The organism is Chryseobacterium sp. StRB126 (assembly GCF_000829375.1).
Taxonomy (GTDB): domain Bacteria; phylum Bacteroidota; class Bacteroidia; order Flavobacteriales; family Weeksellaceae; genus Chryseobacterium.
The window spans coordinates 719,184-740,254 of sequence record NZ_AP014624.1; the positions used below are offsets into that span (position 1 = coordinate 719,184).

The 21,071-nt window shown below is 36.7% G+C and carries 17 protein-coding genes and 5 tRNA genes; 12 read left to right on the forward strand and 10 right to left on the reverse strand.

Going from position 1 to position 21,071, the window contains the following annotated elements:
• Positions 1 to 105 precede the first annotated feature (105 nt).
• Both CHSO_RS03095 and CHSO_RS03100 read left to right on the forward strand, forming a co-directional pair.
• Positions 106 to 1,077 (forward strand): zinc-binding alcohol dehydrogenase family protein, encoded by a 972-nt coding sequence (locus CHSO_RS03095; RefSeq protein ID WP_045492241.1) that lies wholly within the window; start codon positions 106 to 108, stop codon positions 1,075 to 1,077.
• A gap of 209 nt (positions 1,078 to 1,286) precedes the next feature.
• Positions 1,287 to 2,669 carry a tetratricopeptide repeat protein gene (locus CHSO_RS03100; RefSeq protein WP_045492243.1) on the forward strand — a complete coding sequence of 461 codons (1,383 nt, stop codon included), beginning with the start codon at positions 1,287 to 1,289 and terminating at the stop codon, positions 2,667 to 2,669.
• 387 nt (positions 2,670 to 3,056) lie between these two features.
• On the opposite strand, the gene CHSO_RS03105 is transcribed toward CHSO_RS03100, so the two are convergent.
• From CHSO_RS03105 to CHSO_RS03115, 3 genes are all read right to left on the reverse strand, one after another.
• Complete coding sequence (locus CHSO_RS03105) at positions 3,057 to 3,935, reverse strand: DMT family transporter (RefSeq protein ID WP_045492245.1); 879 nt, start codon at positions 3,933 to 3,935, stop codon at positions 3,057 to 3,059.
• The gene (gene aat / locus CHSO_RS03110; RefSeq protein ID WP_045492247.1) at positions 3,922 to 4,575 is read right to left on the reverse strand and encodes a leucyl/phenylalanyl-tRNA--protein transferase; all 654 of its coding nucleotides are present in this window, start codon (positions 4,573 to 4,575) and stop codon (positions 3,922 to 3,924) included. Before aat ends, CHSO_RS03105 begins: the two co-directional genes overlap by 14 nt.
• 62 nt (positions 4,576 to 4,637) lie before the next feature.
• Positions 4,638 to 5,015 carry a DUF3127 domain-containing protein gene (locus tag CHSO_RS03115; protein WP_045492249.1) on the reverse strand — a complete coding sequence of 126 codons (378 nt, stop codon included), beginning with the start codon at positions 5,013 to 5,015 and terminating at the stop codon, positions 4,638 to 4,640.
• A gap of 179 nt (positions 5,016 to 5,194) precedes the next feature.
• Here CHSO_RS03115 and CHSO_RS03120 point away from each other — a divergent pair.
• From CHSO_RS03120 to CHSO_RS03140, 5 genes are all read left to right on the forward strand, one after another.
• A tRNA-Leu gene (locus CHSO_RS03120) sits at positions 5,195 to 5,276 on the forward strand.
• Between the two features lie 4 nt (positions 5,277 to 5,280).
• Positions 5,281 to 5,356: transfer RNA gene (locus CHSO_RS03125), tRNA-Gly, on the forward strand.
• A 6-nt stretch (positions 5,357 to 5,362) separates the two neighbouring features.
• Positions 5,363 to 5,446: transfer RNA gene (locus CHSO_RS03130), tRNA-Leu, on the forward strand.
• Positions 5,447 to 5,569: 123 nt separating this feature from the next.
• Positions 5,570 to 5,651: transfer RNA gene (locus tag CHSO_RS03135), tRNA-Leu, on the forward strand.
• 52 nt (positions 5,652 to 5,703) lie between these two features.
• Positions 5,704 to 5,787 (forward strand) — tRNA-Leu (locus CHSO_RS03140).
• A 140-nt stretch (positions 5,788 to 5,927) separates the two neighbouring features.
• Here CHSO_RS03140 and CHSO_RS24875 read toward each other — a convergent pair.
• Entirely contained in the window at positions 5,928 to 6,539 is a 612-nt protein-coding gene (locus tag CHSO_RS24875; protein ID WP_052480474.1) for a helix-turn-helix domain-containing protein, read from the reverse strand.
• A gap of 186 nt (positions 6,540 to 6,725) precedes the next feature.
• Here CHSO_RS24875 and CHSO_RS03150 point away from each other — a divergent pair, with 186 nt between their 5' ends.
• Genes CHSO_RS03150 through CHSO_RS03160 form a run of 3 tightly spaced genes read left to right on the forward strand, consistent with a single transcriptional unit; the run spans position 6,726 to position 9,049 of the window.
• Entirely contained in the window at positions 6,726 to 7,091 is a 366-nt protein-coding gene (locus CHSO_RS03150; protein WP_045492250.1) for a hypothetical protein, read from the forward strand.
• Between the two features lie 43 nt (positions 7,092 to 7,134).
• Positions 7,135 to 8,550: a PLP-dependent aminotransferase family protein gene (locus CHSO_RS03155; RefSeq protein WP_045492252.1), complete on the forward strand. Its 1,416-nt coding sequence runs from the start codon at positions 7,135 to 7,137 to the stop codon at positions 8,548 to 8,550.
• A 13-nt stretch (positions 8,551 to 8,563) separates the two neighbouring features.
• On the forward strand, positions 8,564 to 9,049 hold the full coding sequence (locus tag CHSO_RS03160; protein WP_045492254.1) for a GNAT family N-acetyltransferase: 486 nt from the start codon (positions 8,564 to 8,566) through the stop codon (positions 9,047 to 9,049).
• 75 nt (positions 9,050 to 9,124) lie between these two features.
• Here CHSO_RS03160 and CHSO_RS03165 read toward each other — a convergent pair whose 3' ends face one another.
• From CHSO_RS03165 to CHSO_RS03190, 6 genes are all read right to left on the reverse strand, one after another.
• Positions 9,125 to 10,978, reverse strand: a complete 1,854-nt coding sequence (locus CHSO_RS03165; RefSeq protein WP_045492256.1) for an alkaline phosphatase family protein — start codon at positions 10,976 to 10,978, stop codon at positions 9,125 to 9,127.
• A gap of 521 nt (positions 10,979 to 11,499) precedes the next feature.
• Positions 11,500 to 12,168 carry an HAD-IA family hydrolase gene (locus CHSO_RS03170; RefSeq protein WP_045492258.1) on the reverse strand — a complete coding sequence of 223 codons (669 nt, stop codon included), beginning with the start codon at positions 12,166 to 12,168 and terminating at the stop codon, positions 11,500 to 11,502.
• 6 nt (positions 12,169 to 12,174) lie between these two features.
• Positions 12,175 to 13,329 carry a TIGR03364 family FAD-dependent oxidoreductase gene (locus CHSO_RS03175; RefSeq protein ID WP_045492260.1) on the reverse strand — a complete coding sequence of 385 codons (1,155 nt, stop codon included), beginning with the start codon at positions 13,327 to 13,329 and terminating at the stop codon, positions 12,175 to 12,177.
• Positions 13,330 to 13,340: 11 nt separating this feature from the next.
• Positions 13,341 to 14,639 carry a DUF5690 family protein gene (locus CHSO_RS03180; protein WP_052480475.1) on the reverse strand — a complete coding sequence of 433 codons (1,299 nt, stop codon included), beginning with the start codon at positions 14,637 to 14,639 and terminating at the stop codon, positions 13,341 to 13,343.
• A 9-nt stretch (positions 14,640 to 14,648) separates the two neighbouring features.
• Positions 14,649 to 17,474 (reverse strand): TonB-dependent receptor, encoded by a 2,826-nt coding sequence (locus CHSO_RS03185; protein ID WP_045492262.1) that lies wholly within the window; start codon positions 17,472 to 17,474, stop codon positions 14,649 to 14,651.
• 356 nt (positions 17,475 to 17,830) lie between these two features.
• Positions 17,831 to 18,400 carry a helix-turn-helix domain-containing protein gene (locus tag CHSO_RS03190; protein WP_045492263.1) on the reverse strand — a complete coding sequence of 190 codons (570 nt, stop codon included), beginning with the start codon at positions 18,398 to 18,400 and terminating at the stop codon, positions 17,831 to 17,833.
• A 397-nt stretch (positions 18,401 to 18,797) separates the two neighbouring features.
• On the opposite strand from CHSO_RS03190, the gene CHSO_RS03200 reads away from it, so the two are divergent.
• On the forward strand, positions 18,798 to 19,505 hold the full coding sequence (locus tag CHSO_RS03200) for a response regulator transcription factor (protein WP_045492267.1): 708 nt from the start codon (positions 18,798 to 18,800) through the stop codon (positions 19,503 to 19,505).
• A 3-nt stretch (positions 19,506 to 19,508) separates the two neighbouring features.
• Positions 19,509 to 20,909 carry a sensor histidine kinase gene (locus CHSO_RS03205; protein WP_045492269.1) on the forward strand — a complete coding sequence of 467 codons (1,401 nt, stop codon included), beginning with the start codon at positions 19,509 to 19,511 and terminating at the stop codon, positions 20,907 to 20,909.
• The last annotated feature ends 162 nt before the right edge of the window (positions 20,910 to 21,071 follow it).

Here is a 21,071-nt window from a genome sequence, read left to right on the forward strand (position 1 = left end):
TTATAGGCTTCAATAACTTCCAGCTTCCGATCTCCTACAAACTGATAACAAATGTTATCGCGCATAAGCTTTCACCCTCATAATTTTGTATAAAAATTTAAAACAATGAAAGCAGCAGTCGTATTTGAAAAAGGGAGTACTCCTCAGTATGCCGATTTTCCAGAACCGGAAATATCAAACGAAAACGAAGTATTGGTGATTGTAAAAGCAGCATCTATTAAAAATCTTGATAAAGCAAGAGCCAGCGGAAAACATTATTCTACAGGAAATGCAGCCCATCAGCCAGTAATTGTAGGGTCAGACGGAGTAGGCCATCTTGAAGATGGATCCAAAGTTTATTTTTTCAGTAAAAAAGGAACCGTGGCAGAAAAGGCAATCGCCAATCTGCAAATGATAGTACCTGTTCCTGAAGGCTTGGATCTCTCTATAGCGGCGGCTCTTCCTAATGCAGTGATGGGATCAGCGATGGCATTAAAATTCAAAGCAGGTATACAGCCCGGAAATGTTGTTCTTGTAAATGGAGCTACAGGAATTACGGGAAGAATAGCTGTTCAGATTGCCAAAGTATATGGAGCCTCAAAAATTATTGTTACCGGAAGAAATGAAGAATCCTTGCAAGCCCTTCTTGAACTTGGAGCCGATGAGGTGGTTTCTCTCCAATTAAATGATGAAGATTTTAAAAAGAAAATAAAGGAAATTCACAGTGAAAGTCCTGTTGATATCGTTATCGACTACATCTGGGGACACTCTGTAGAAATGATTTTATCAGCATTTAAGGGTGATGGAACATTTTCCCATAAAACGAAACTGATTACAATAGGTGGAATGAGTAGTGATATTATCCAATTATCTTCACAAATTCTTAGAGCAACAGATATTCAGATTTCAGGATCGGGGTTGGGAAGCTGGACGAAAGAAGAATCTGCACTTTTATTTTCCGAAATTATACCCGAAATGTTCCAGGCTGCTGTGGAAGGGAAAATAAAAATAGAAACCGAAAATGTTGATATAAAAAATATCGAAGCGGTGTGGAATGCTGAGACACAAACCGGAAAAAGGCTCGTAGTAAGAATTTAGCCCCAATTTCCATTTTTTTATCCACAATCCTTTTATCGGTTTTCTTTTTTTACTATTTTTATAATAGAAATTTATGAAATGGAAAATTCAAAAAAAAGTTGCAACTTTGCATAAATATTTGAATATCAGTTTCAGATATATTATTAATTAATAAAGTTTGCCGAGGTCTGTAAGTAAATTCAGGCATTGGGCTGACGAAGAGGACACTATTGGAAGAGTATTTTGGAAATGAACTTGTAAAAAAGTTCGAAGAAATGATGGAAAACAATGACGAATTCTACTTCGATACCGAAGAGCTGGAAGATATCATTGTTTATTATTTGGAGCTTGGTGATTTTAATTACGCTGATATGGCTGTTAATTATGGACTGAAGCTTCACCCCAATTCATTAGATATCAAGATCAAAAGACTTGAAATTCTTCTGGAGTGGGAAGAATATAATACGGCGAAAGATCTTATTGATGAGCTGAAAGGCTCCTCTATGGAACATACAGACTTTTTAGTTTGCTACGCGAAGTATTATTCGAACCTGGGTAACCCTAGAAAATCCATTGAAATCTGCAAAAAAGCCCTTACGCTGGAGGAAGAAGAAAATTTCCTTCACAACTTTATTGCGGATGAATATATAAATCTGGGAGATCCCTTTAACGCTCTTAAACATTACAGAAAAGCACTTAAAGAAGATCCTTCGGACGAATATTCGTTGGAAAACGCAATGGTGTGTTTCAGTGACCTGAATAAGAGTGAGGAGGCGATTGCCTTTCTTAATGAATATTTAGACGAATTCCCTTATTCCGAAACTGCTTGGTTTGAATACGGACAATTCTACTTCAACAGAAAGAACTTTGATGAAGCCATAAAAGGATATGATTATCTATTGGCTATCAATTCAAATTCTGTAGGCGTATATGCTAATAAAGCAGCTTGTTATGAAGCTTTAGGACAATACCAGAAAGCCATTGATACTTATGAGGAAATGCTTGAACTGGAATATACCAAAGCATTTACCTTCTATAAAATCGGATTGTGTAATAAAGCATTAAAGCAGCCTATTTTGGCTTTAAATTCATTCCAGAAATCATTGAGAGAAGACCCTCAGTTTTATCTGGCGATGATGGAACAGTCTTATTTATACGAAGAAATGGGCGGAATGTCTGAAGCTCTTCATTTTGCCAAAGAAGCAACACAGCTGAATGAAAATAATCTTGACTATCAAAAAAGATTAGCATTCCTGTTCATTGATTCCGGGAAATTTGAAGAAAGTCTTTCCTGTCTTAAAAAGCTGGTAGACGCTGAGCCGTCAAGATTTTATAATTGGTATGCCTACTCAGAAGTTCTGATGCTTGTAGGAGAATATGAAGATGCTGTAACTGTCTTAAATGCAGCAATAAAGTATCATGACAGGGCAGAGTTGTATTATCAGTTAAGTAACTGTTTTTTCAATCTGAAAGATCAGGATAAAGGAATGGAATCACTTCAGAAAGCTTTAGAACTGGATCCGTCTCTGGTAAAGGATATGCAAAAGAAATATCCTTTCATCAAAGAAGAAGTAAAAAAGGTGAAGGTGAGTAAAGTGAAGAAAAAGAATTAAAATCACTCTAAATAACAGAAAATCCTGCAGAAATGCAGGTTTTTTTTATTGATATAGAAGGTGTTATAAATCTGAAGCTAAAAGAAAGTTATAAGTCTTCCTTTGACTTTTCCCAACTTAAATGCAATTATTTTTAACGCTAAGAATACGCAAAGGAATATAAAGCTGTATGGATAGTTTACGTTCGCAAAGGTACTTCGTTCAGCTAAGAAGGTGATCATGGCTAAGTGAAACGCCCTTGTGAACATAATTTTTCCATTTTTTTAATCAAATTCTTTGTGAACTCTTCGTTAAAAGAATAGTGAAATAGTTATTAGTAAGTAATCTGTTAATTGTATGACTAATAGTGGTTTACAATGTTCTTTCTTCCAGTTTCCAGCCTTTAAACTATTTTTTCGGATTGCTTCTTAAAAAGATCAATCCGGCAATAATAATTCCGGCTCCTATAAATTGCATAATCGTTAGCTTTTCACCATCAATTATTCCCCAGATAATAGCTACAATAGGCATTATAAGAGTAACTGTTGAGGCAAAAAGAGGAGTGGAAACTTTTAGTAACCGATAATTCATGGTCATGGCAAGCCCTGTTCCGAAAATGGAAAGTAAGCTTACAAACATCAATCCAAGCATATTACCTTTTGTAAAGCTGAATTCAGAAAAGAATCCTGTACTGGTAAGAGCAATAATGGAAGGAAAAATTAAGACAAAAGAAAATATAAAAGAAGATAAAACAACGGAAGAAACATCCATCAGTTTTGATTTTACTGTTGTTGTACTTACAGCATAGCATAAAGTAGCCAATAGCAGCAACAAAATCGGGATCATCTTCAGTTCGCCACTATCACCGCCACCAAAAGCCAGAATACAGACTCCTGTAAAGCTTATGAGTGTTCCTATGATTTGTTTCTTGGTGGTTTCAAATTTCCATACCAATCCACCCACAATAATGACGAAAATAGGCATCATAGAGTTGATGATTCCTGCAATACTGCTGGAGACCTCCTTTTCTGCAATCGGGAAAAGGAACATAGGAATAAAATTTCCGGTAAATGCAGCAAGAATAAGCCATTTTAAATGTTTCTTGGGAAAAAGTTTATAATTGGAAATGGCAATCGGAAGCAAAATAATACCAGCTATAAGGACTCTTAGTGACCCTACCTGGTACGGACTGAAATGATCCAGTGATTTTTTGATCAAAATAAAAGAAGATCCCCAAATAATACTCAGGGTAGCCAGAAGGAGCCATTTTTCTTTATCTGCGTTCATTGTTTTCGTGTAGGATTTTTAAAAATTCTTTTTTAGGAATCATTTTTGCCCCCAGGCTCTCCAGGTGTTCGGTATGAGACTGACAGTCAATTAATTCAATCTGATCTTTATTGCTTTCTACAAAGTGAATAAAGCCTGCTTTTGAGGCATTGCTCACTTTCGCAAACATACTCTCACCACAGAAAACGTTTCCGATCTGTAACCCATAAAAACCACCTACCAGTTCTCCATCCTGCCACACTTCAATACTTCTTGCCAGGCCATATTCATGAAGTTTGATGAAAGAATTCATCAGTTCATCAGAAAGCCATGTCCCGGATTGTCCTTTGCGTTCGGTTTGCTGACAGTTTTTGATGACTTCTCTGAAGTTTTTATTCTCCGAAAAAGTAAAAACATCCCTGTTTAATATCTTTCTCATCGATTTTGAAACCTTTATTTCATCAGGAACTAAAATAAATCTCGGATCGGGGCACCACCATAGAATTTCCTCTCCCGGGTTGTACCAGGGGAAAATACCCAATTGGTAGGCGAACCAAATACGTTCTATAGACAGATCTCCACCATAGGCAATAAGCCCGTCATGTCCATCATACACCTCCGGATCAGGAAATGAAATCTCGTTTTCGTCTAGTCGGACCATTTTTTAGCAAAAAAATCCCACTTTTAAGAAAGCAGGATTTATATTTGATTTTAATTCTTTAATTAGAAAGGTAAATCATCATCATCATCTCCGGCAAACGGATTCTCGTTAGAAACAGGAGAAGCTGATTGCTGAGGCATAGCCTGAGTAGGTTCTGATCCATTATCAAAAACTTTCTCTACTTTCCATCCTGTAATAGAGTTGAAGTATTTAGTTTCACCTTGTGGAGAAACCCATTCTCTACCTCTGATGTTGATTCCTATTTTTACGTTTTCACCTTCTTTAAGGTTATCTAATAAACTGATTTTATCAGATAAAAATTCTATGTTTATCGGCTGTGGATACTGTTCCTGAGTTAAAATAACCAATTCTCTTTTTTGAAATCCACTTGCAAAAGTTTGAGTTTCAAAAAGTTTCTTTACCGTTCCTTGTAATTCCATATCGTAATTATTAACGTTGTAAAAGTAAGAAAATGAAATGTAATAATAGGTGCCGCAGAAAAAAAATCTAGAAATTTTAATTTTTTTCTAGAAAAAGTTTGGAGGTAAGGGAAATTGTCCTATATTTGCACTCACAAAAACGAAGCAAGCTCTTTAAAACTTACAATATTAAAAAACCAGCGGATGTGGTGTAATTGGTAGCCACGCCAGACTTAGGATCTGGTGCCGTGAGGCGTGGGGGTTCGAGTCCCTTCATCCGCACTATGCGAAAATAGCTCAGCTGGTAGAGCACAACCTTGCCAAGGTTGGGGTCGCGGGTTCGAATCCCGTTTTTCGCTCCACACCATGCCCTGGTGGTGGAACTGGTAGACACGCAGGACTTAAAATCCTGTGTCCGCAAGGACGTACGGGTTCAAGTCCCGTCTGGGGTACAAAGCCCTCTGTATTTGCTACAGAGGGTTTTTTGTTTTAATAGAGAGAGTGATCTTTTAAATAAATTTCTTATATTTGTAAGAATTACCGATTGTATCTGCGGTAGCAGAGCAATATAACGAGCGGATGTGGTGTAATTGGTAGCCACGCCAGACTTAGGATCTGGTGCCGTGAGGCGTGGGGGTTCGAGTCCCTTCATCCGCACAATACAAAGAACAGGATTTGCTTTCAAATCCTTTTTTTGTACCACACACCGGCCCTGGTGGTGGAACTGGTAGACACGCAGGACTTAAAATCCTGTGTCCGCAAGGACGTACGGGTTCAAGTCCCGTCTGGGGTACAAAACCCTCTGTATTTTGAATACGGAGGGTTTTTTGTTTTAATATCGTAAAAAGAAATCATCTATAAAAAATAAGCTCCTTACATTTTATTGTAAAGAGCTTCATAATATATTTTTATCCGTCCGGGATGTAGGAGCCATTATTTTTTACTGCTTCTCTCCAGTCTTTCCAGTCTTTCAAAAATATCTGTAAAAATATTCTTCTCAGCAATGGAGACATGGCCTACAATTTTATAAAGATTCTGGTTATCAGTATGGGTTGCATACTCTAAATTTCCATTTGTATGGGCTAATAAATGATGAATGGGATCTTTTTTCAGATCAGCTTTATTCAGAAATACAATATCTCCGTAATGATAGGGAGAGAGCAGTTGTTTTTCTCTAGTAAATTCATATACGAGATCTACTGAGGCTAATATTTTTTGAAGGATTGCATTGTTCTCCGAATGATTTTCCCGTAGATTTTCGGCTTCTTTATCTTCATTAAAGCCTATTTCCGGAAAAAGCATCAGTTGATTAGTACCAGAAACACTGGCCAGCTGACTTTCCTGAAGCGTTTCCGTAAGAAGCTGATCCAAATCCAGACTAAAATGATTGGCCACCTTTAGTATGGTTTCAATCTTCGGTTCAGCACGGCCTTCTTCATAGGAACTTATCACTCCTCTGTTTAAATCAAGTAAATCAGCAAATGTCTTCTGGCTCAAACCTTTAACCTGTCTTATTTTCTTAATGTTCGTTCCAAAGAAGCTCATTTATCTCTAATTTTTTTTGCAAAGATAAATCTTTTGAAAAGAGTGATAAAAGAAGCTGTTATCGGAATATTTTTATACTATTTATATACAATGGATTAAGAAAATCTGTACCCATGATATTCTGTTGTTCTGTATCTGTATCCAAACCGAAAGACTCCATAATTTTGCTTTGTTAAGAAGAATATTATGGAAACCAATGTTCAATATCAGGAACCGATTCAATATGCAGAAGTCTATATTTCAGACATGTTGGTGCTAAAAAATATATTTCTGCAGGCACAGAATACCGGAAAAGTGAGCTCAGAATTTGGACTCCCTTTCCTATTGGCTAAAAAGAAAGAAGAGGTTATTGCCTTTGCGAGTCTGGTCATGAATGAAAAAGGAGGAATAGCCTTTAAAATTTATGATAAAACAGGAGCACAGAATTCTGAAAAGAAAAACTTTATCTCCCGGGTCGAGAGCTATTTTAAAAAGAATAATACCGCTAATTTCCGTAACCCAGAACAGCTTAAAAATAGTATTTGCAGGATGATTAGCTGGCTCAATCAGTAATCAAAAAGTGATAAAGTTGTACATTTACTTAAAACAGTGATCGATGCCTAAAGATGTTCTTTACCTTAAAATAGCCAATTCTGTTACAGAGCAGATCAATAGCGAAACACTGCAGTTTGGAGACAGGTTACCTTCATTACGCAGTGCCCAAAAGCTGTATAATGTTAGCTTAAATACCATAAAGCAGGCTTATATGGAGCTGGAAAGCCGTTCTCTGGTAGAATCAAGACCAAAATATGGCTACTATGTAAGCCAGACCTCTCAGCGAAAATTAGCATTACCCTCTGTGGCGAAAATGAAGGTGTGGGAAGGGAAAAACAGCCCGGAAGATCTTGTTGGAAAGGTATTTGGAACCATTGCGGGAACGGATGTTACTCAGTTTGCGTTGGGGATTCCGGGGAAAAGCCTTCTTCCGGTAGCAAAGATGAAGAAGTGCATGATAGAAGTAATTAAGAGGAAGAGTGATAGTGGAACCAATTATGAGCCGGTGCAGGGAAGTGAAAGTCTTCGCAGGGAAATTGCTAAGTGGTCTATCGTAATGGAAGGGAAAATTACAGAAGATGATCTGGTGATTACTTCCGGTGCTATGAACGGGGTTTATAACTGTTTGATGGCTGTTACCCAGCCGGGAGATTCTGTTGCGGTGGAAAGTCCTGTTTATTTTGGAATTCTTCAGGCGATTCAGCTGCTGGGGCTGAAGGCGGTGGAAATTCCTACCCATCCTATTACCGGAGTAGATCTGGATGCCTTAAAAAAGGTATTGCCAAAGCTTTCTGCCTGTTGTTTTGTGGTGAACTATAATAACCCGTTGGGCTTTCAGATGCCGGATGATAATAAGAAAGAACTGGTAAGAATGCTTACCGAGCATAATGTTCCTTTGGTAGAAGATGATGTCTACGGAAATATTTATTTCGGAGCGGGAAGGCCGAAGCCATGTAAATTTTATGATGAAGCAGGAATTGTGATGTGGGTAGGCTCCGTGTCTAAGACCTTAGCGCCGGGTTATCGTGTAGGCTGGGTGGCACCTGGAAAATTTAAAGAGAAGATTATCCGGCAAAAGCTGGTGCAGACCGTATCAAGTCCGTCTTTATTTTCAGATGTAATTGCGGATTTCCTTGAGCATGGCCGTTACGATCATCATTTGAGAATGTTCAGGAAGAAGCTGTATGCCAATTATTTACAGATTCAGAAGTCTGTAACACAGTATTTTCCTGATAATACGAAAGTTTCAGAACCGAAAGGGGGATTTATGCTGTGGCTGGAGCTTGATAAAAGAATTTGTACTGAAGATTTGTATGATGAAGCAGTTAACCAGAAAGTAAACTTTGCTCCGGGAAGAATGTTTTCACAATATAATCAGTATCAAAACTGTATGCGATTAAACTATGCCCTGGAATGGACAGACCGTGTAGAAAGCGATCTGGAAAAATTGGGCAAAATGATAAAAAACAGAATTTAATACACCTAAAGCGATGAATGATAACAATAATGAAGTAAAAATAATAAGCTATGAGCCTCAGTATAAGGAAGCTTTTAAGACCTTAAATGAAGAATGGATCAAAAAGTTCTTTGTTATGGAACCCAGTGATTATAAACTGTTGGATAATCCGGAAGAAGAGATAATCAACAAAGGTGGATATATTGCTTTTGCTTTATTGAATGGCGAAGCGGTAGGCACTTGTGCCTTAGTAAAAGCTCATGAGGAACCACTAGCTTTTGAACTGTCAAAAATGGCCGTAAGCCCTAAAGCGCAGGGTAAGAAGATCGGTTACCTATTGGGCAATGCTCTTGTTGAAAAAGCCAGAGAGTTAAAAGCAGAAAAAGTATTTTTGGAAACCAATTCCGTGTTGGTGCCTGCCATAAAGTTATATGAAAAACTAGGGTTTAAACATACACCAATTACCAATCCGGGTTACGACCGAGGAGATGTACAGATGGAATTGGATCTTCAATCTTAGTCAAAAAAAATATTGGAACAAGGATATAATTATCCGAGTTCCAATATCAAATTTAAATCTAATTGTTTTACTGTTTTATTTCTTGATAAATGTCTTCGTCAGAGACCTTTTGCTTCCATTGAGTTTAATGAAATACATTCCGGATGGAAACCCTTCAATATTGATCTTCTCATCATAATTTCCATTGGAAGATCTTAAGTTTTTGGTGGAAACAAGTGATCCTTTAGAATCCATAATTTCAACCTTAATTTCTTTATCCCCAGATGGATAACTGATGTTGATTTGAGTGGAGGCAGGGTTGGGATATACTTTAAAATCCTCAGTGGCAGCCTTTGTTTCCTTAGTAGACAAAACATCCTTTGAGCAGGCCGGAATTCTGTTTATTCCATCAATTCCCCATGAAGACTGTATCGGAATACAAAGCCAGTTCAATACAGTTGGGAAATGATCCGTTTCTCTTGTTGTTGAGGAATAATCATAAACTTTAAACGAATTTGAAGAGTTGGCAGTATAAGTTGGAGAACCTGTAATGTTCATATGATTCGCATTAGGACTTGAATCTGCCAAAGTATTTCCTGCTGTTCCATCACATTTCCAATTGGCCAAAAGCTGAGCATAATATGGATGTGATGCGGTAATATCCTGGTTGGCCCAATTGACAATTACATTATTCGGAAGAGCAGACTTCCAGATCCTTACATCTTTGTAGGAAGCGGCAAGAGTAACACTGTAAGTATTTGTCCCATCCTGATTTAATGTTAATGGAAGAACAGAATCAATATTTCCGATTGTACTCATTTTAGCGAAAGTAACCGGGACACCATCTTCATATAAGGTTACAAGACCGTCTCTGTCAAAGCTTGCGGCAATATGTTTCCATTTATTGGTTTCTACTTTTCCGCCTACAAGATCAATTCGGTTGGTACCATCTGCAATATTCATTTTAAAATTCTGTCCGGAATATCCCGAGAAGATAATTCCTTTATTCTTTCCATTATTCCAGTTTTTATTTCCAAGAAATACAGGATCACTGGTGTAAGCAGCGTTAGGTTTTACCCAAAATTCAATCGTGAAATCCTGATTTGCTCCAAAATTGAACGGAGTTTGGTTTGTAGGTTTTGCATAAGCTCCCGAAGGAAGATTAAGTTGGTTAAAGGTTTTATTAGACTCAAGAACTGTTTTACTGATCTGTTGAGGGGTAAATCCAGGGTTGGAATAGACCGTGAAAATATTTCGTTCTGAAAGATTTCCGCCACCGTGAGAGCTTTCTACAGCACCATGATCTGTTGTTAAAACTACCAGCCAGTCCTCATTATGGTAAGTTGATCTGTTTTTCAGGGCATTTACAATCTCGCCAATATAAGTATCAGTAGTCTGAATAGAAGAAACATACTGTGGAATGGCAGAAGAAAATCCGTAAGAATGCCCTGCATGATCCACATCATCAAAATCTACGAACAGAATATCCGGATTATCATTCTGTAAAGTATTCACGGCTGCGTTTTTCACGGCGAGATCTGTTCCTAAATTCGATTTCACGTCCGCATTTTGTATGATTTTGTCATTGATAGGTGCCCAATTGACAAGAGACATTGTTCTTAAATTAGGATTATAGGCTTCAGCTCTTGAGATAAAATCAGGATAGTTACTATAATTAGGATTAGTAAAACTATTATCCTGTACATTATGCTTGGTATGCCATACACCTGTAAGCATGGTACTCCAGCCATTTCCGCTCCATGTTGTGGCAGCGCACAATCCGTCAAGAGAGTAAATAGATTGGCTGATGAGGGTTTTGATGTTAGGGGCATTGGTAGACATCATGACATCTGCACGGCATCCGTCAATACCGATAAAAAGGACTTTTTTAGTTTGAGCTCCAAGGAAACAGCTCATTACAACAGCCATTGAGAATAGTTTTGTTTTCATGGGATAAAGAGTTTTTGAAAAGTAAAAGTTTACAAATAGTAATTTATTTTTTAATAATTGTAAAATTAATTTACTATTTGTAAATATATATGAACTGAAAATTAATTTATTGATAATTAAAAAGTTGCTCTGAAAATGAAATGTTAGAAATAGGTGTAGTGTTGTAACTGTAATAATATTAATGCTTTAACGTCTTAATTGCTTTAAATTGAAACTATACATGTAGAAATGCAATTAAGGATTATTGAAAATTTCAAAGTTGACAAATAGTAAAAGTTAATATTTGTCATTCTGAGCTTGTCGAAGAATCTTAAACTTACTTAGAGATTCTTCATTACGTTTCACTCCATTCAGAATGACAGTGTGAAAGCTCAACGAAGACAAATATTCAATCGATAGGGTGATAATTCCCCTCCCTCGGAGGGGTGTCAAAAATTCAAAGAATTTTGACGGGGTGGTTAAAAAAAACGACACAAATGCCATGAAAAAAACATTTGTGTCATAAGTATAAAAGTAAGTATTTAAAGAATATTTACAGCCTCAGAAATGGTATTGAAGATATAATCAGGTTCAGCCTTTTCCAGTTCTGTCCTGCTTTGAGCTCCGGACAGGACAGCAATAGTCAATCCGCAGCCTGCATTTTTTCCCTCTTCAATATCAATCACAGAATCTCCGGCTTTTAAAACCTTTTCCGGCTCCAAAATATTGAACTTTTGCATGGCCAGATGAATCATTTCCGGGCTTGGTCTGCTTTCTGTAACATCGTCAGCAGTGATTAAAGCATCAAAATGTACATTTTCTTTCCACTGAAGCTTATCCAAAAGCTGTTGGGCAATTTCTGAGGTGTAACCTGTGTTTAGCACTACTTTTTTATGCTGAGCTTTCATTGTAAGAAGAAAATCTTCCGTTCCATTGATTGGTTGTACATCCAGATTCTGGTAAGCCTCTTTTAGTTTTCCGGAGAAGTTTTCAAAAATAATAATAGCATCTGCCTCCTTTCCATTGATATCTTTTAGTAAACTGGTGATAGCCTCCAGTTTCTCCATTCCGGCACAAGTAATAAGAACCTGTTCAAGATTAACTTTGTAGCCATGTTCATTAACAGCCTCGGTTAAGGTTTTATACACTACATTATCTTCATCCACTGTAGTTCCGGCCATATCCAGAACCAATAATTCTATATTTTTCATTGAAATTTATGCGTAAATTTTGTCTATGTTAAACTTAGAGAAGCCTCCGCTTCCCGTCATTCCTTTTCCACCAATACCCGTTACAATATGGATATTTGGAGAGGGGCTGTGTTCAAAAATATCTTTCGTTTTGCACTGAGAATATACTCCAAACCATCTTCTCTGGATTTCATAAGTAGGAAGAGCGATGATTTTTTTTGCTTCATGAATCATGAATTCGTCAATTTCCATATTTAAATCAAAACCAAGATCATCTGCATTTTTAGCATCAGCGTATTCATGAGAGTCTCCAAGAATGATAGATCCGTCCAATGCCTGCTTGAACAGGATGTGAACCCCAAATTTTTTCTCAAACGAATTAGGATCTTCTAACGATTTGATTTTCTGGAAAGAAGGACATTCACTAAAGGACTCATATCTTCGGATGGAAAGCCCTGTCAGAATATTTCCCTGAAGAGAATAAATTCCCTGAGGCTTGGTTTGAAGCATCTGAAGTTTACTCACTTCCAAATCACTTTCATTGAATACGTTAGGGTATAGAGTTTTAAACTCATGGCCGCCACAAATAATGATTTTTGAAGCTGTATATTCTTCTCCATCTGCTGTGATGGCAATACATTTCTGATCATCCTCATGCGTTTCAACAACAGTTGTATTATAAATGATCTGCAATCCCATTTTTTCCTGCAGCAGCTTGTGAAGTTTTATAATCATATCTGCAGAATCTACAGAAAGCTCCTGTGGAAAGAACAATCCACCTTTACAATAATCGGAACGGAGTCCGTCATATTTCTTAATGCAGTCATTTTTAGATAGCATAACCGATTCATAATCATTATTTCTGTTGATCTTATACAGCTCTTCAATAAGCTGAAGTTCCTCATCATTGGAAGCGATGTACACAGATCCGTTTTGTCTGATGGTAAGATCTGCCTGAGTATGAAGTTCATTATATATTGCGAGACTTTCTCTTCCGAAGTTTTGCCATTTAAGATCCATTCCGGAAGGAACTACCTGTCCGAAATTTCGTACGGTGGCCCCTTGAGGGATAGAGTTTCTTTCCAGTAAAGCTACTTTTAGATTTCTCTTCAGCGCATGATACGCATGGAATGTTCCTAAAATTCCGCCTCCCACAACGAGTAAATCAAATTTTGTTTTCATTGTATTATAATTTATAAGATTTTCGAAGTATCGAAATTGATGTATTGATTAGAATTTGAATTAGGTTTTGCCTTCTTTCTGAAAGCCAGAAAAGCAATAATTGAAAGGATTAAAACACTGATGGTGATAATATAATTCAGGCTGATATAAAAATTAAGCCATGAAGTCTGAGCCGAACCGAAGTTTTTATAGAGCAGGATCAAAGCACTCCCCAGATACCCGAAAGAATCTACAATATAGATCAGAAACCCTACATTTCCTTTGATATCGAATGCAGCAATCATTCTGTCAAAATAAATTCCATTAAACGGAATATAGCAGATGTACATTCCGAAACCGGAAATCGTCATCCATAAAAAAGGAGATAATGCATTCTGCTGAAATAAATAAGTAGAAAGCCCTACCGTTAGAATTCCTGCAAAAAGGATGTAATGATAGTATGCAAAAGCCTTTTTGTTGTTTTTTACTTTGACCAAGAAGCTTAGTATCAGTAATACCATGACCGCAATCGGAATTTCGGTGAGGGTAAAAACAGAGCTGTCAAAACTAAAATGAAGACCATCCCAGATCTCACGGTTGAAATTATCTCTGAAATCCCTTAAGACAGTTAAACAGATGTACAGAAAAATAATACAGACAACCGGAACAAAGAACTGTAGAACAAGTGCTCTTCTTTCTGTACCGTTCAAAGGCTGTCTTTTGCTTTTAAGCATCACATCCTCTTTATTGGGCTTGGGAATTGTTTCCAGCAGAAGTCCGGAAAAAATTAACGGAATAATAAAAATCAATCCCGCAGAAAAAGGCATCCAGAACTCCGAAATGGAAAAAGTATCCATCAAAAACTTTCCTACAGACTTGGTAAATCCTGAAGAAACCACAAAGCTTGAACAAAGGAAAAGTCCTATGATTTCTGTTGTTTTGCGGCCTTCAATGTATGAAAAAACAATACCCCAGATCATCCCTAGCGGAATTCCATTCAGAAACATAAAAAAAATATTGTAAGGAGCGGGTGCCAATGCAAACCCTAATAAAGAAAGCTCTGCAATGGCGATAAAAGAAAATAGGTAGGTCAGTCTTTTCGCAGGTTTTAATTCAGAAATAAATTTAATTCCGATAAACTTAGATATAAAGTAGCCTACAGCCTGTGCAATAATAATCAGAATTTTATAATCAATCCCGAAATAGGAGAGTCCTTCAAAAGAGGCTACAGTAAAAGGTTTTCTGAAACCGTACATGCAAAAGTAAACTCCGAAGGCGGCAAAAGCTGCCTTCAGAGTTATTACTGTTTTTTTATTGATGGTTCTGGCCATGGTGATGGTTTAGAAGTTCAGTTTTATTCCAAGATTACATCGTACTCCGTAGTATTCTACCTGTTCAGGACGGTCTTCGTTTTTTCCGAAGTGGTAGATCAGAGGTTTATTCAGGATGTTGTTGATGTCCATATACAGGCCTATATTTTTGGTGAATTGATAAGAACCTCCGAAATCTAAACTGCTGTATTTTCCGTAGTAAGAATCATTAATATCCTCTTCAGCATATTCTACAGCATATTTTCCTTTGTAATTGTAAGCTATTCTGGCATTGAATCCTTTTTTATCGAAGAATAGCTGTACGTTATACAATTCTTTAGCCTGGTAAGGAAGGGCTACCTTTCTTCCGCTTGGTTTTTCCATTTCAGAAGTCATGAAGGTGGCGTTCACCTGAGCTCCGAAATATTGCAAGAAACCTGGTAAGAAATCAAATCTTTTGTTGATGCCCAATTCAATACCACCTAGCCATGCTGCACTTCCGTTATTTGGGGCAGAGAATTGTACTCCGTTCATGCCATTATACTCTCCAATAAAAGAATCCTGGAAAATTGGATCTGTAATCGATTTATAGAAAACGCCACCGCTCAGAATTCCGACATTTGAGAAATAATACTCTCCCATCAGGTCAAAATTCAATGAATAGGTTGGATTAAGATTGGGATTTCCGCCTTTGAATTCATTATCTGCTTCACTATAAGTTCCACCGGGGGTCAGATCTCCGAAATTAGGTCTTGAAAAAGTTCTGGTTGCGGCAAAACGGAGATTAGTTTTATCATTCAAAGCATATTTCAGATGAAGCATAGGGAGAACGGCCAAGTAATTTTTGGTGTGTTCTACAGGAGTCAACACATCATCAATCACATTATATCCTTTTACCTTTGTATGGGTATTGGAAAGCCTGATTCCTCCTAAAATGGTAATCTTATCATTCAGTTTGTAGGTTGCCATTCCATAAGCATCAGCGTGCTTTTCAAAAACATCAAAGTTTCTTCCCAGTGCTTTATTATATTCTAGCGACTCAGAATCAGCAGTATTGATTTTCAGGTTCCCCTGATTGTCATACCAGAACTGGTTCATGCCTCCCGTAGAAAGCACGGGTCCGAATGTGTTGCCGATATGTGCATTCATTTCGCTTAAATACTTTCTTCCATTCGGCTGAGTGGTAATAAATTGAGCGTAGTCAGATAGAAGAGGAGCAGTTCCGTTGCTCCAGTTATAGAAAATATCAGAGAATTTGGCATTACGTTCTTTGTCCCTGTATTTGAAACCATACTTTACAGTCAGTTTATCTGAAGCATTGATCTCATGATTGAAAGCGGCTACAATTTTATCTTTTTCTTGTACGAAAACCTTATAAAATTCAAGATCGGTAAACTTCATTTGGGTAGCATCCATTTTAAAGTCGGGATTGCTGTAGAAACCAAATAAAGCATCCGGGTTTTTGTAATCTAACTTCCCCTCATCAGCTTTCCAGTAAGCCCTAGGTCCATTTCCACGATCAGAAATATAATCTGGATTAATGCCTACTCCGGATTGGGTGTATTTAATTACATAATAAGAATTGTTCTGTTTATCAGGAATATTACCATACTTAAACTGATTATCATAATAGGATAAATCCCAGTCAATTTTTCCTTTATTTAAATTATGAACTCCGCCTAATGACACTGAAGTAAGTTCTGTAATCAGTAAGTTGTGGATGTTCTGAAGTTCTACTCTGGCAGTATTATTAGCCGAACTGAATTTATCAAGCCTTACTCTGTGTTTGTAATGCGTTTCATCATCAGACAACGTTCCATACATTCCTTTCAGATATAAGGTGTTTTTAGGGGAAGGCACATACTCAAATGCCGCATTAATTCCGGTTGTCTTTCTTACTCCGTTATAATCACGAAGTTCCACTCTGAAAACCCCTTCATCACCACTTCTCCTTGCTTCGAAATTATCCGTTGACCAGTTTCTGATGAAATGCGCAAAATTGAATAAGTATCCGAATTTTTTATCCTTTGTTCTTCCGCCATATAATAAGCCGATATTATAAACGCCTTTATCTGCTTTAGCATTGTAACCACTTCCTAATGTGGCTTTAAACTCCGTTTTCATAGGAGGAGTTTTGGTAATAAAGTTAACGCCACCGCCAATTCCATCTGCTTCTAAATCAGGGGTAAAGGATTTGTTGACATGAACGTAAGAAATAAGCTCCGTTGGGAAAAAATCAAAAGCGGTAGCTCTGGAAGTTGTTTCCTCTTCTGCAGTTGGTAATCTGTTTCCATTGATGGTGGTAGATGCCCAGAATGGAGGAAGACCTCTTAAAGAAACGAATCTTCCCTCTCCCTGATCTCTTTCAATAGAAACTCCCTGTACACGTTGTACGGTTTCTGCTGCATTTCTGTCCGGAAGTTTTCCGATTCCGTCAGAAGCGATGACATTGGTGATGTTGATCGCGTTTTTCTGTAAGTTTAAGGCTCTTGCCTCTGTATTTTTTAGGGTTCCGGTAACCACAACTTCATCAATATTTTTCCTAGGCTGTGAAAGTTTTATGGTACCAAGATCTGTGGTTTCATCAGATTTTAGATTAACCGTAATATCAGTAGTAGCATAACCAATATAGCTGATTTGTAAACTATATTCTCCTTCTTTGATGTCATTGATGGTAAATTTTCCGTCAACATCGGTGGTTATACTTTTGGATGAACCTTTTATTTTGACTGTGGCACCGGGAAGCGGCTGACTGTCGTCAAGAACAGTTCCTATAATTAACTGCTTTTGTGCTGAAACAAAAGTGACGAGACAGACAGAAGCAAGGGTAAGTAATTTCTCTAAATTTGTTTTCATTTTTACATATATTAAATTTTTTATGCAAATCAAGCTAATAATTTTAATATATATAAATATTTTGTGTTAAGTATTGATTAACAAATCGAGGCTATTTATGACCCAAATTTTACTTTCTAAATTTTTATTGATGTGAAAAAGACAGGGAACAGGTTTTTAGTAAATCCCTTATTTGTAAATTGTTATAAATCGAATAAAACTTAATTTTTTAAAGTGTAATTTTCAGTTTAAATGAGATTTTTGATTAACATATCGTTCATTTTAATCAAAAATGAGAAAACTAAAAGTTTACTATTTGTAAACTTTTTGATGACAGATCATGATATTGCAATGATAAAATAATGTGTAATATTGAATTAAGCAGTGTAAAAATAAAGAACAAGCATCACACAGCTTTCATTACTGATGCTTACCGGAACGTGCGGAAACTTTCCATTAAAATATAAAGAATCACCCTCTTTCATAATGACTTCCTCATTATCAATGATGTATTTTACTTCTCCTTTCAGAATATACTTGAATTCCCAGGCATCTGTAATCACTTTTTCCCTTTTAGAATTGGGCTCAAGCGTAAGCAGTACTGCTTCAAAGCCCAGAGAATGAAGACTTTTGCTAAAGATATGCATGTATTTAAAGCCTTCCGCTTCAACCTCCTTTTCTATGACCTGCTGGCTTTCTTTAGGAACATAAATGAATTTTGCATTGGATTTTTTCTCTACTCCTTCAAAGAAATAGCTGGCATCAATATCTAAAGATTGAATAAGGTCCAGTAAAACAGGAAGCGAAGGAATTGTTCTTCCATTTTCGATACGGGAAACAAGACCGTTACTTACATTGGCTCTGAAAGCTAGTTCGTTAATGGTTAGATTATTCTTTTTTCTAATATCCTTTAATCTTTTTCCGATACCTATTAAAAAATCATTCATGATGTATTCAATGAAAAACAAAGGTAGTATTATTCTATATAGGTTGTATGGTAAAAAAAGGAATTCACAAAAAGGTAAAATGATAAGAAGAGTAAAAATAAAAAAGCGAAGTTTGCAAGTTGATTCATGCTGCTGCTTTATTTTTTCGATCGCAGAGGTACTTCGTTCAGCTAAGAATGCGATCAGTGCTTAGTGAAACGCCTTTGCGTCCGTTTTATAGCCATTATTCTGAAATATCTTGCGCCTTTTGCGTTAAAATCTAATCCTCTTAAACTAAAGTTATAAATCGCCTGCAAGAGGCTTCTATTTTTAAATTTTCCTTTTTCCTTTCAATATACTTCGGGGTTGTTTATCCCAATAAAATTTCCCTATTTTTGTAAAACTCCTTATTTCATTTATGAAAAAAATAATTCTCATTGAAGACGAAACCAGTGTAGTGTCTTTCATTAAAAAAGGACTTCAGGAAAACGGATATGAAATTTCCGTGGCTTTTGACGGGCGTACCGGTGTACAGCTGGTGCGGGCTAATGATTTCGATTTGGTGATTTTAGATATTATGCTTCCGGAAATGAATGGACTGGATGTTTGTAAGGAGATCAGAAAGACCAACCAAAGTGTTCCGATTTTATTCTTAACGGCTTTAGGGACTTCTGAAAATATTGTGCTGGGACTGGAAAGTGGTGGAGATGATTATTTGGTGAAGCCTTTCAAATTTATTGAACTGGTAGCCCGTGTAAAATCTTTACTGAGAAGAAGTCACAATAACATTCCACAGGAAATTACGGAGACTGAACCTGATAATGAACATGTATTTCAATTCTCGGATTTAACAGTAAATGATTATACGAAAAAGGTAACCCGCGCCGGAGAAGACATTACCCTTACTTCTACAGAATATAAGTTATTGCTTTACTTCCTTAATAACCCTGAAAAAGTGATTTCCAGAGCTGAAATACTTGATGCTGTCTGGGGAGTAAACTACGAACTGGGAACCAATGTAGTAGATGTTTACGTAAATTATCTAAGAAAGAAATTAGATGATAGAGATGATAATAAACTGATTCACACGGTAATAGGAATGGGCTACGTTTTGAAAAAAGCCTAATGAATGTTTAACAAAGTGATTACAAATCAGACCAAAACGATGGTGCTTTTAATGTTGGTTTTTACCGCCATTATTCTGTTGTTCAGTGGTTTGGTTTATTTTTCAATCGTTAATTTTTCCCACCAGAGATTTTATGAACTCTTAAAAATCCGTACAGCTACAATTGTTCAGATAGAAAAAAGCAAGGATCATCTTGATCTTCCCGAAAATTATATTCTCAGCAGCCTGAATGATGAAGAGCTTCCGATGGAAAAAGACTATGTTTTTGCGGTTCCAACAGATTCTAATTTCAGGAAAATCTCTCAGGAAGTTCATATTCCTGATTATTTCTTTAAAAACATCCTTAAAAAAGGAGAAGATAATTATAACGATAAAGAATTCTATTATATCGGGCAGAGCTTTAAGTATGGTGATAAAGATTATATTGCCATTGCTTCAGCTAAAAACCATTATGTAATCTATTATCTTGGGTTCCTGAAAAGAACCCTGCTTACCTGTATTGTGCTCTCGTTATTCTTCAGTATGATTTTCTCATTCTATCTCTCGAAAACACTCTTTAAGCCTATTCTTAAAATTACAGGGAAAGTAAAAGAGATCAGTTCTGAAAACCTTCACCTTCGATTAGAGTCTCAACCGGACAATAAAGAGTTGAATGAGCTGGTAGATACTTTTAATGACATGCTCAACCGTATTGAAACCTCTTTTGAGACCCAAAACCATTTGATCGGAAATGTTTCTCACGAGTTGCGAACTCCTTTAACTTCCATTATGGGAGAGGCGGATGTAGCCCTTTCCATCAGCAGAACACCGGAAGAATATAAAGAAACACTGGAAATTATTCTGGATGAAGCTGAGAAGCTGGATAAAAAAATCAAGGCACTTTTAATGATAGCCCAGACTGGATTCGATGGTAAGATTCAGAAAATGGATAAAGTAAGAATGGATCAGTTACTTTGGGATGTTATTGAAACCCTGAGAAAAATTGATTCCAGAAATAATATCTATCTGGATATCAGTATGCTTCCGGATAATCCTAAAAAATTAAAAGTGCAGGGTAATGAGCAGCTTCTGCATCTCGCGGTTGCTAATATTATCAGTAATGGCTGCAAATATTCTAATTTCCAGCAGGTTAAAGTTTCTCTTGGTGCTACTGATGCTGATGTTTATATCATTGTGAAAGATAACGGAATCGGTATTCCGCAGCGGGAGATGAACAAGATCTATGATCCTTTTTTCAGAGCTTCCAATACCAACAATTATGAAGGCTATGGAATAGGGCTTCCATTGGCAAGAAACATTGTAAGAATGCATCATGGAGAACTGATTGTGACATCCAATGAACATCAGGGAACCACAGTACAGATGCGTTTTCCTAACTTTTACAGCACACAGAAAGAGGTGTAATCTTTACATTATCAATTAATTAATTCTATTTTTCAATTGCTTTATGAGGAACTTTTATTCTTCATATTAATACCCGTTAACAATTTTCTAATCTCATTTTAATCTCTTTAATGACATTTTAATTCCGTTCCAAAGACCTTCTAATCTGGCCATTCTAATTTT

Excerpts from the sequence above, each read along its gene's own strand:
- CHSO_RS03190 (WP_045492263.1), bottom strand. The coding sequence starts at position 18,400 with ATGAATGATTTTTTAATAGGTATCGGAAAAAGATTAAAGGATATTAGA.
- CHSO_RS03150 (WP_045492250.1), top strand. The coding sequence starts at position 6,726 with ATGGAAACCAATGTTCAATATCAGGAACCGATTCAATATGCAGAAGTC.
- CHSO_RS24875 (WP_052480474.1), bottom strand. The coding sequence starts at position 6,539 with ATGAGCTTCTTTGGAACGAACATTAAGAAAATAAGACAGGTTAAAGGT.
- CHSO_RS03115 (WP_045492249.1), bottom strand. The coding sequence starts at position 5,015 with ATGGAATTACAAGGAACGGTAAAGAAACTTTTTGAAACTCAAACTTTT.
- CHSO_RS03170 (WP_045492258.1), bottom strand. The coding sequence starts at position 12,168 with ATGAAAAATATAGAATTATTGGTTCTGGATATGGCCGGAACTACAGTG.
- CHSO_RS03165 (WP_045492256.1), bottom strand. The coding sequence starts at position 10,978 with ATGAAAACAAAACTATTCTCAATGGCTGTTGTAATGAGCTGTTTCCTT.
- CHSO_RS03185 (WP_045492262.1), bottom strand. The coding sequence starts at position 17,474 with ATGAAAACAAATTTAGAGAAATTACTTACCCTTGCTTCTGTCTGTCTC.
- CHSO_RS03155 (WP_045492252.1), top strand. The coding sequence starts at position 7,135 with ATGCCTAAAGATGTTCTTTACCTTAAAATAGCCAATTCTGTTACAGAG.
- CHSO_RS03105 (WP_045492245.1), bottom strand. The coding sequence starts at position 3,935 with ATGAACGCAGATAAAGAAAAATGGCTCCTTCTGGCTACCCTGAGTATT.
- CHSO_RS03095 (WP_045492241.1), top strand. The coding sequence starts at position 106 with ATGAAAGCAGCAGTCGTATTTGAAAAAGGGAGTACTCCTCAGTATGCC.
- CHSO_RS03200 (WP_045492267.1), top strand. The coding sequence starts at position 18,798 with ATGAAAAAAATAATTCTCATTGAAGACGAAACCAGTGTAGTGTCTTTC.
- CHSO_RS03180 (WP_052480475.1), bottom strand. The coding sequence starts at position 14,639 with ATGGCCAGAACCATCAATAAAAAAACAGTAATAACTCTGAAGGCAGCT.
- CHSO_RS03175 (WP_045492260.1), bottom strand. The coding sequence starts at position 13,329 with ATGAAAACAAAATTTGATTTACTCGTTGTGGGAGGCGGAATTTTAGGA.
- aat (WP_045492247.1), bottom strand. The coding sequence starts at position 4,575 with ATGGTCCGACTAGACGAAAACGAGATTTCATTTCCTGATCCGGAGGTG.
- CHSO_RS03160 (WP_045492254.1), top strand. The coding sequence starts at position 8,564 with ATGAATGATAACAATAATGAAGTAAAAATAATAAGCTATGAGCCTCAG.
- CHSO_RS03205 (WP_045492269.1), top strand. The coding sequence starts at position 19,509 with ATGTTTAACAAAGTGATTACAAATCAGACCAAAACGATGGTGCTTTTA.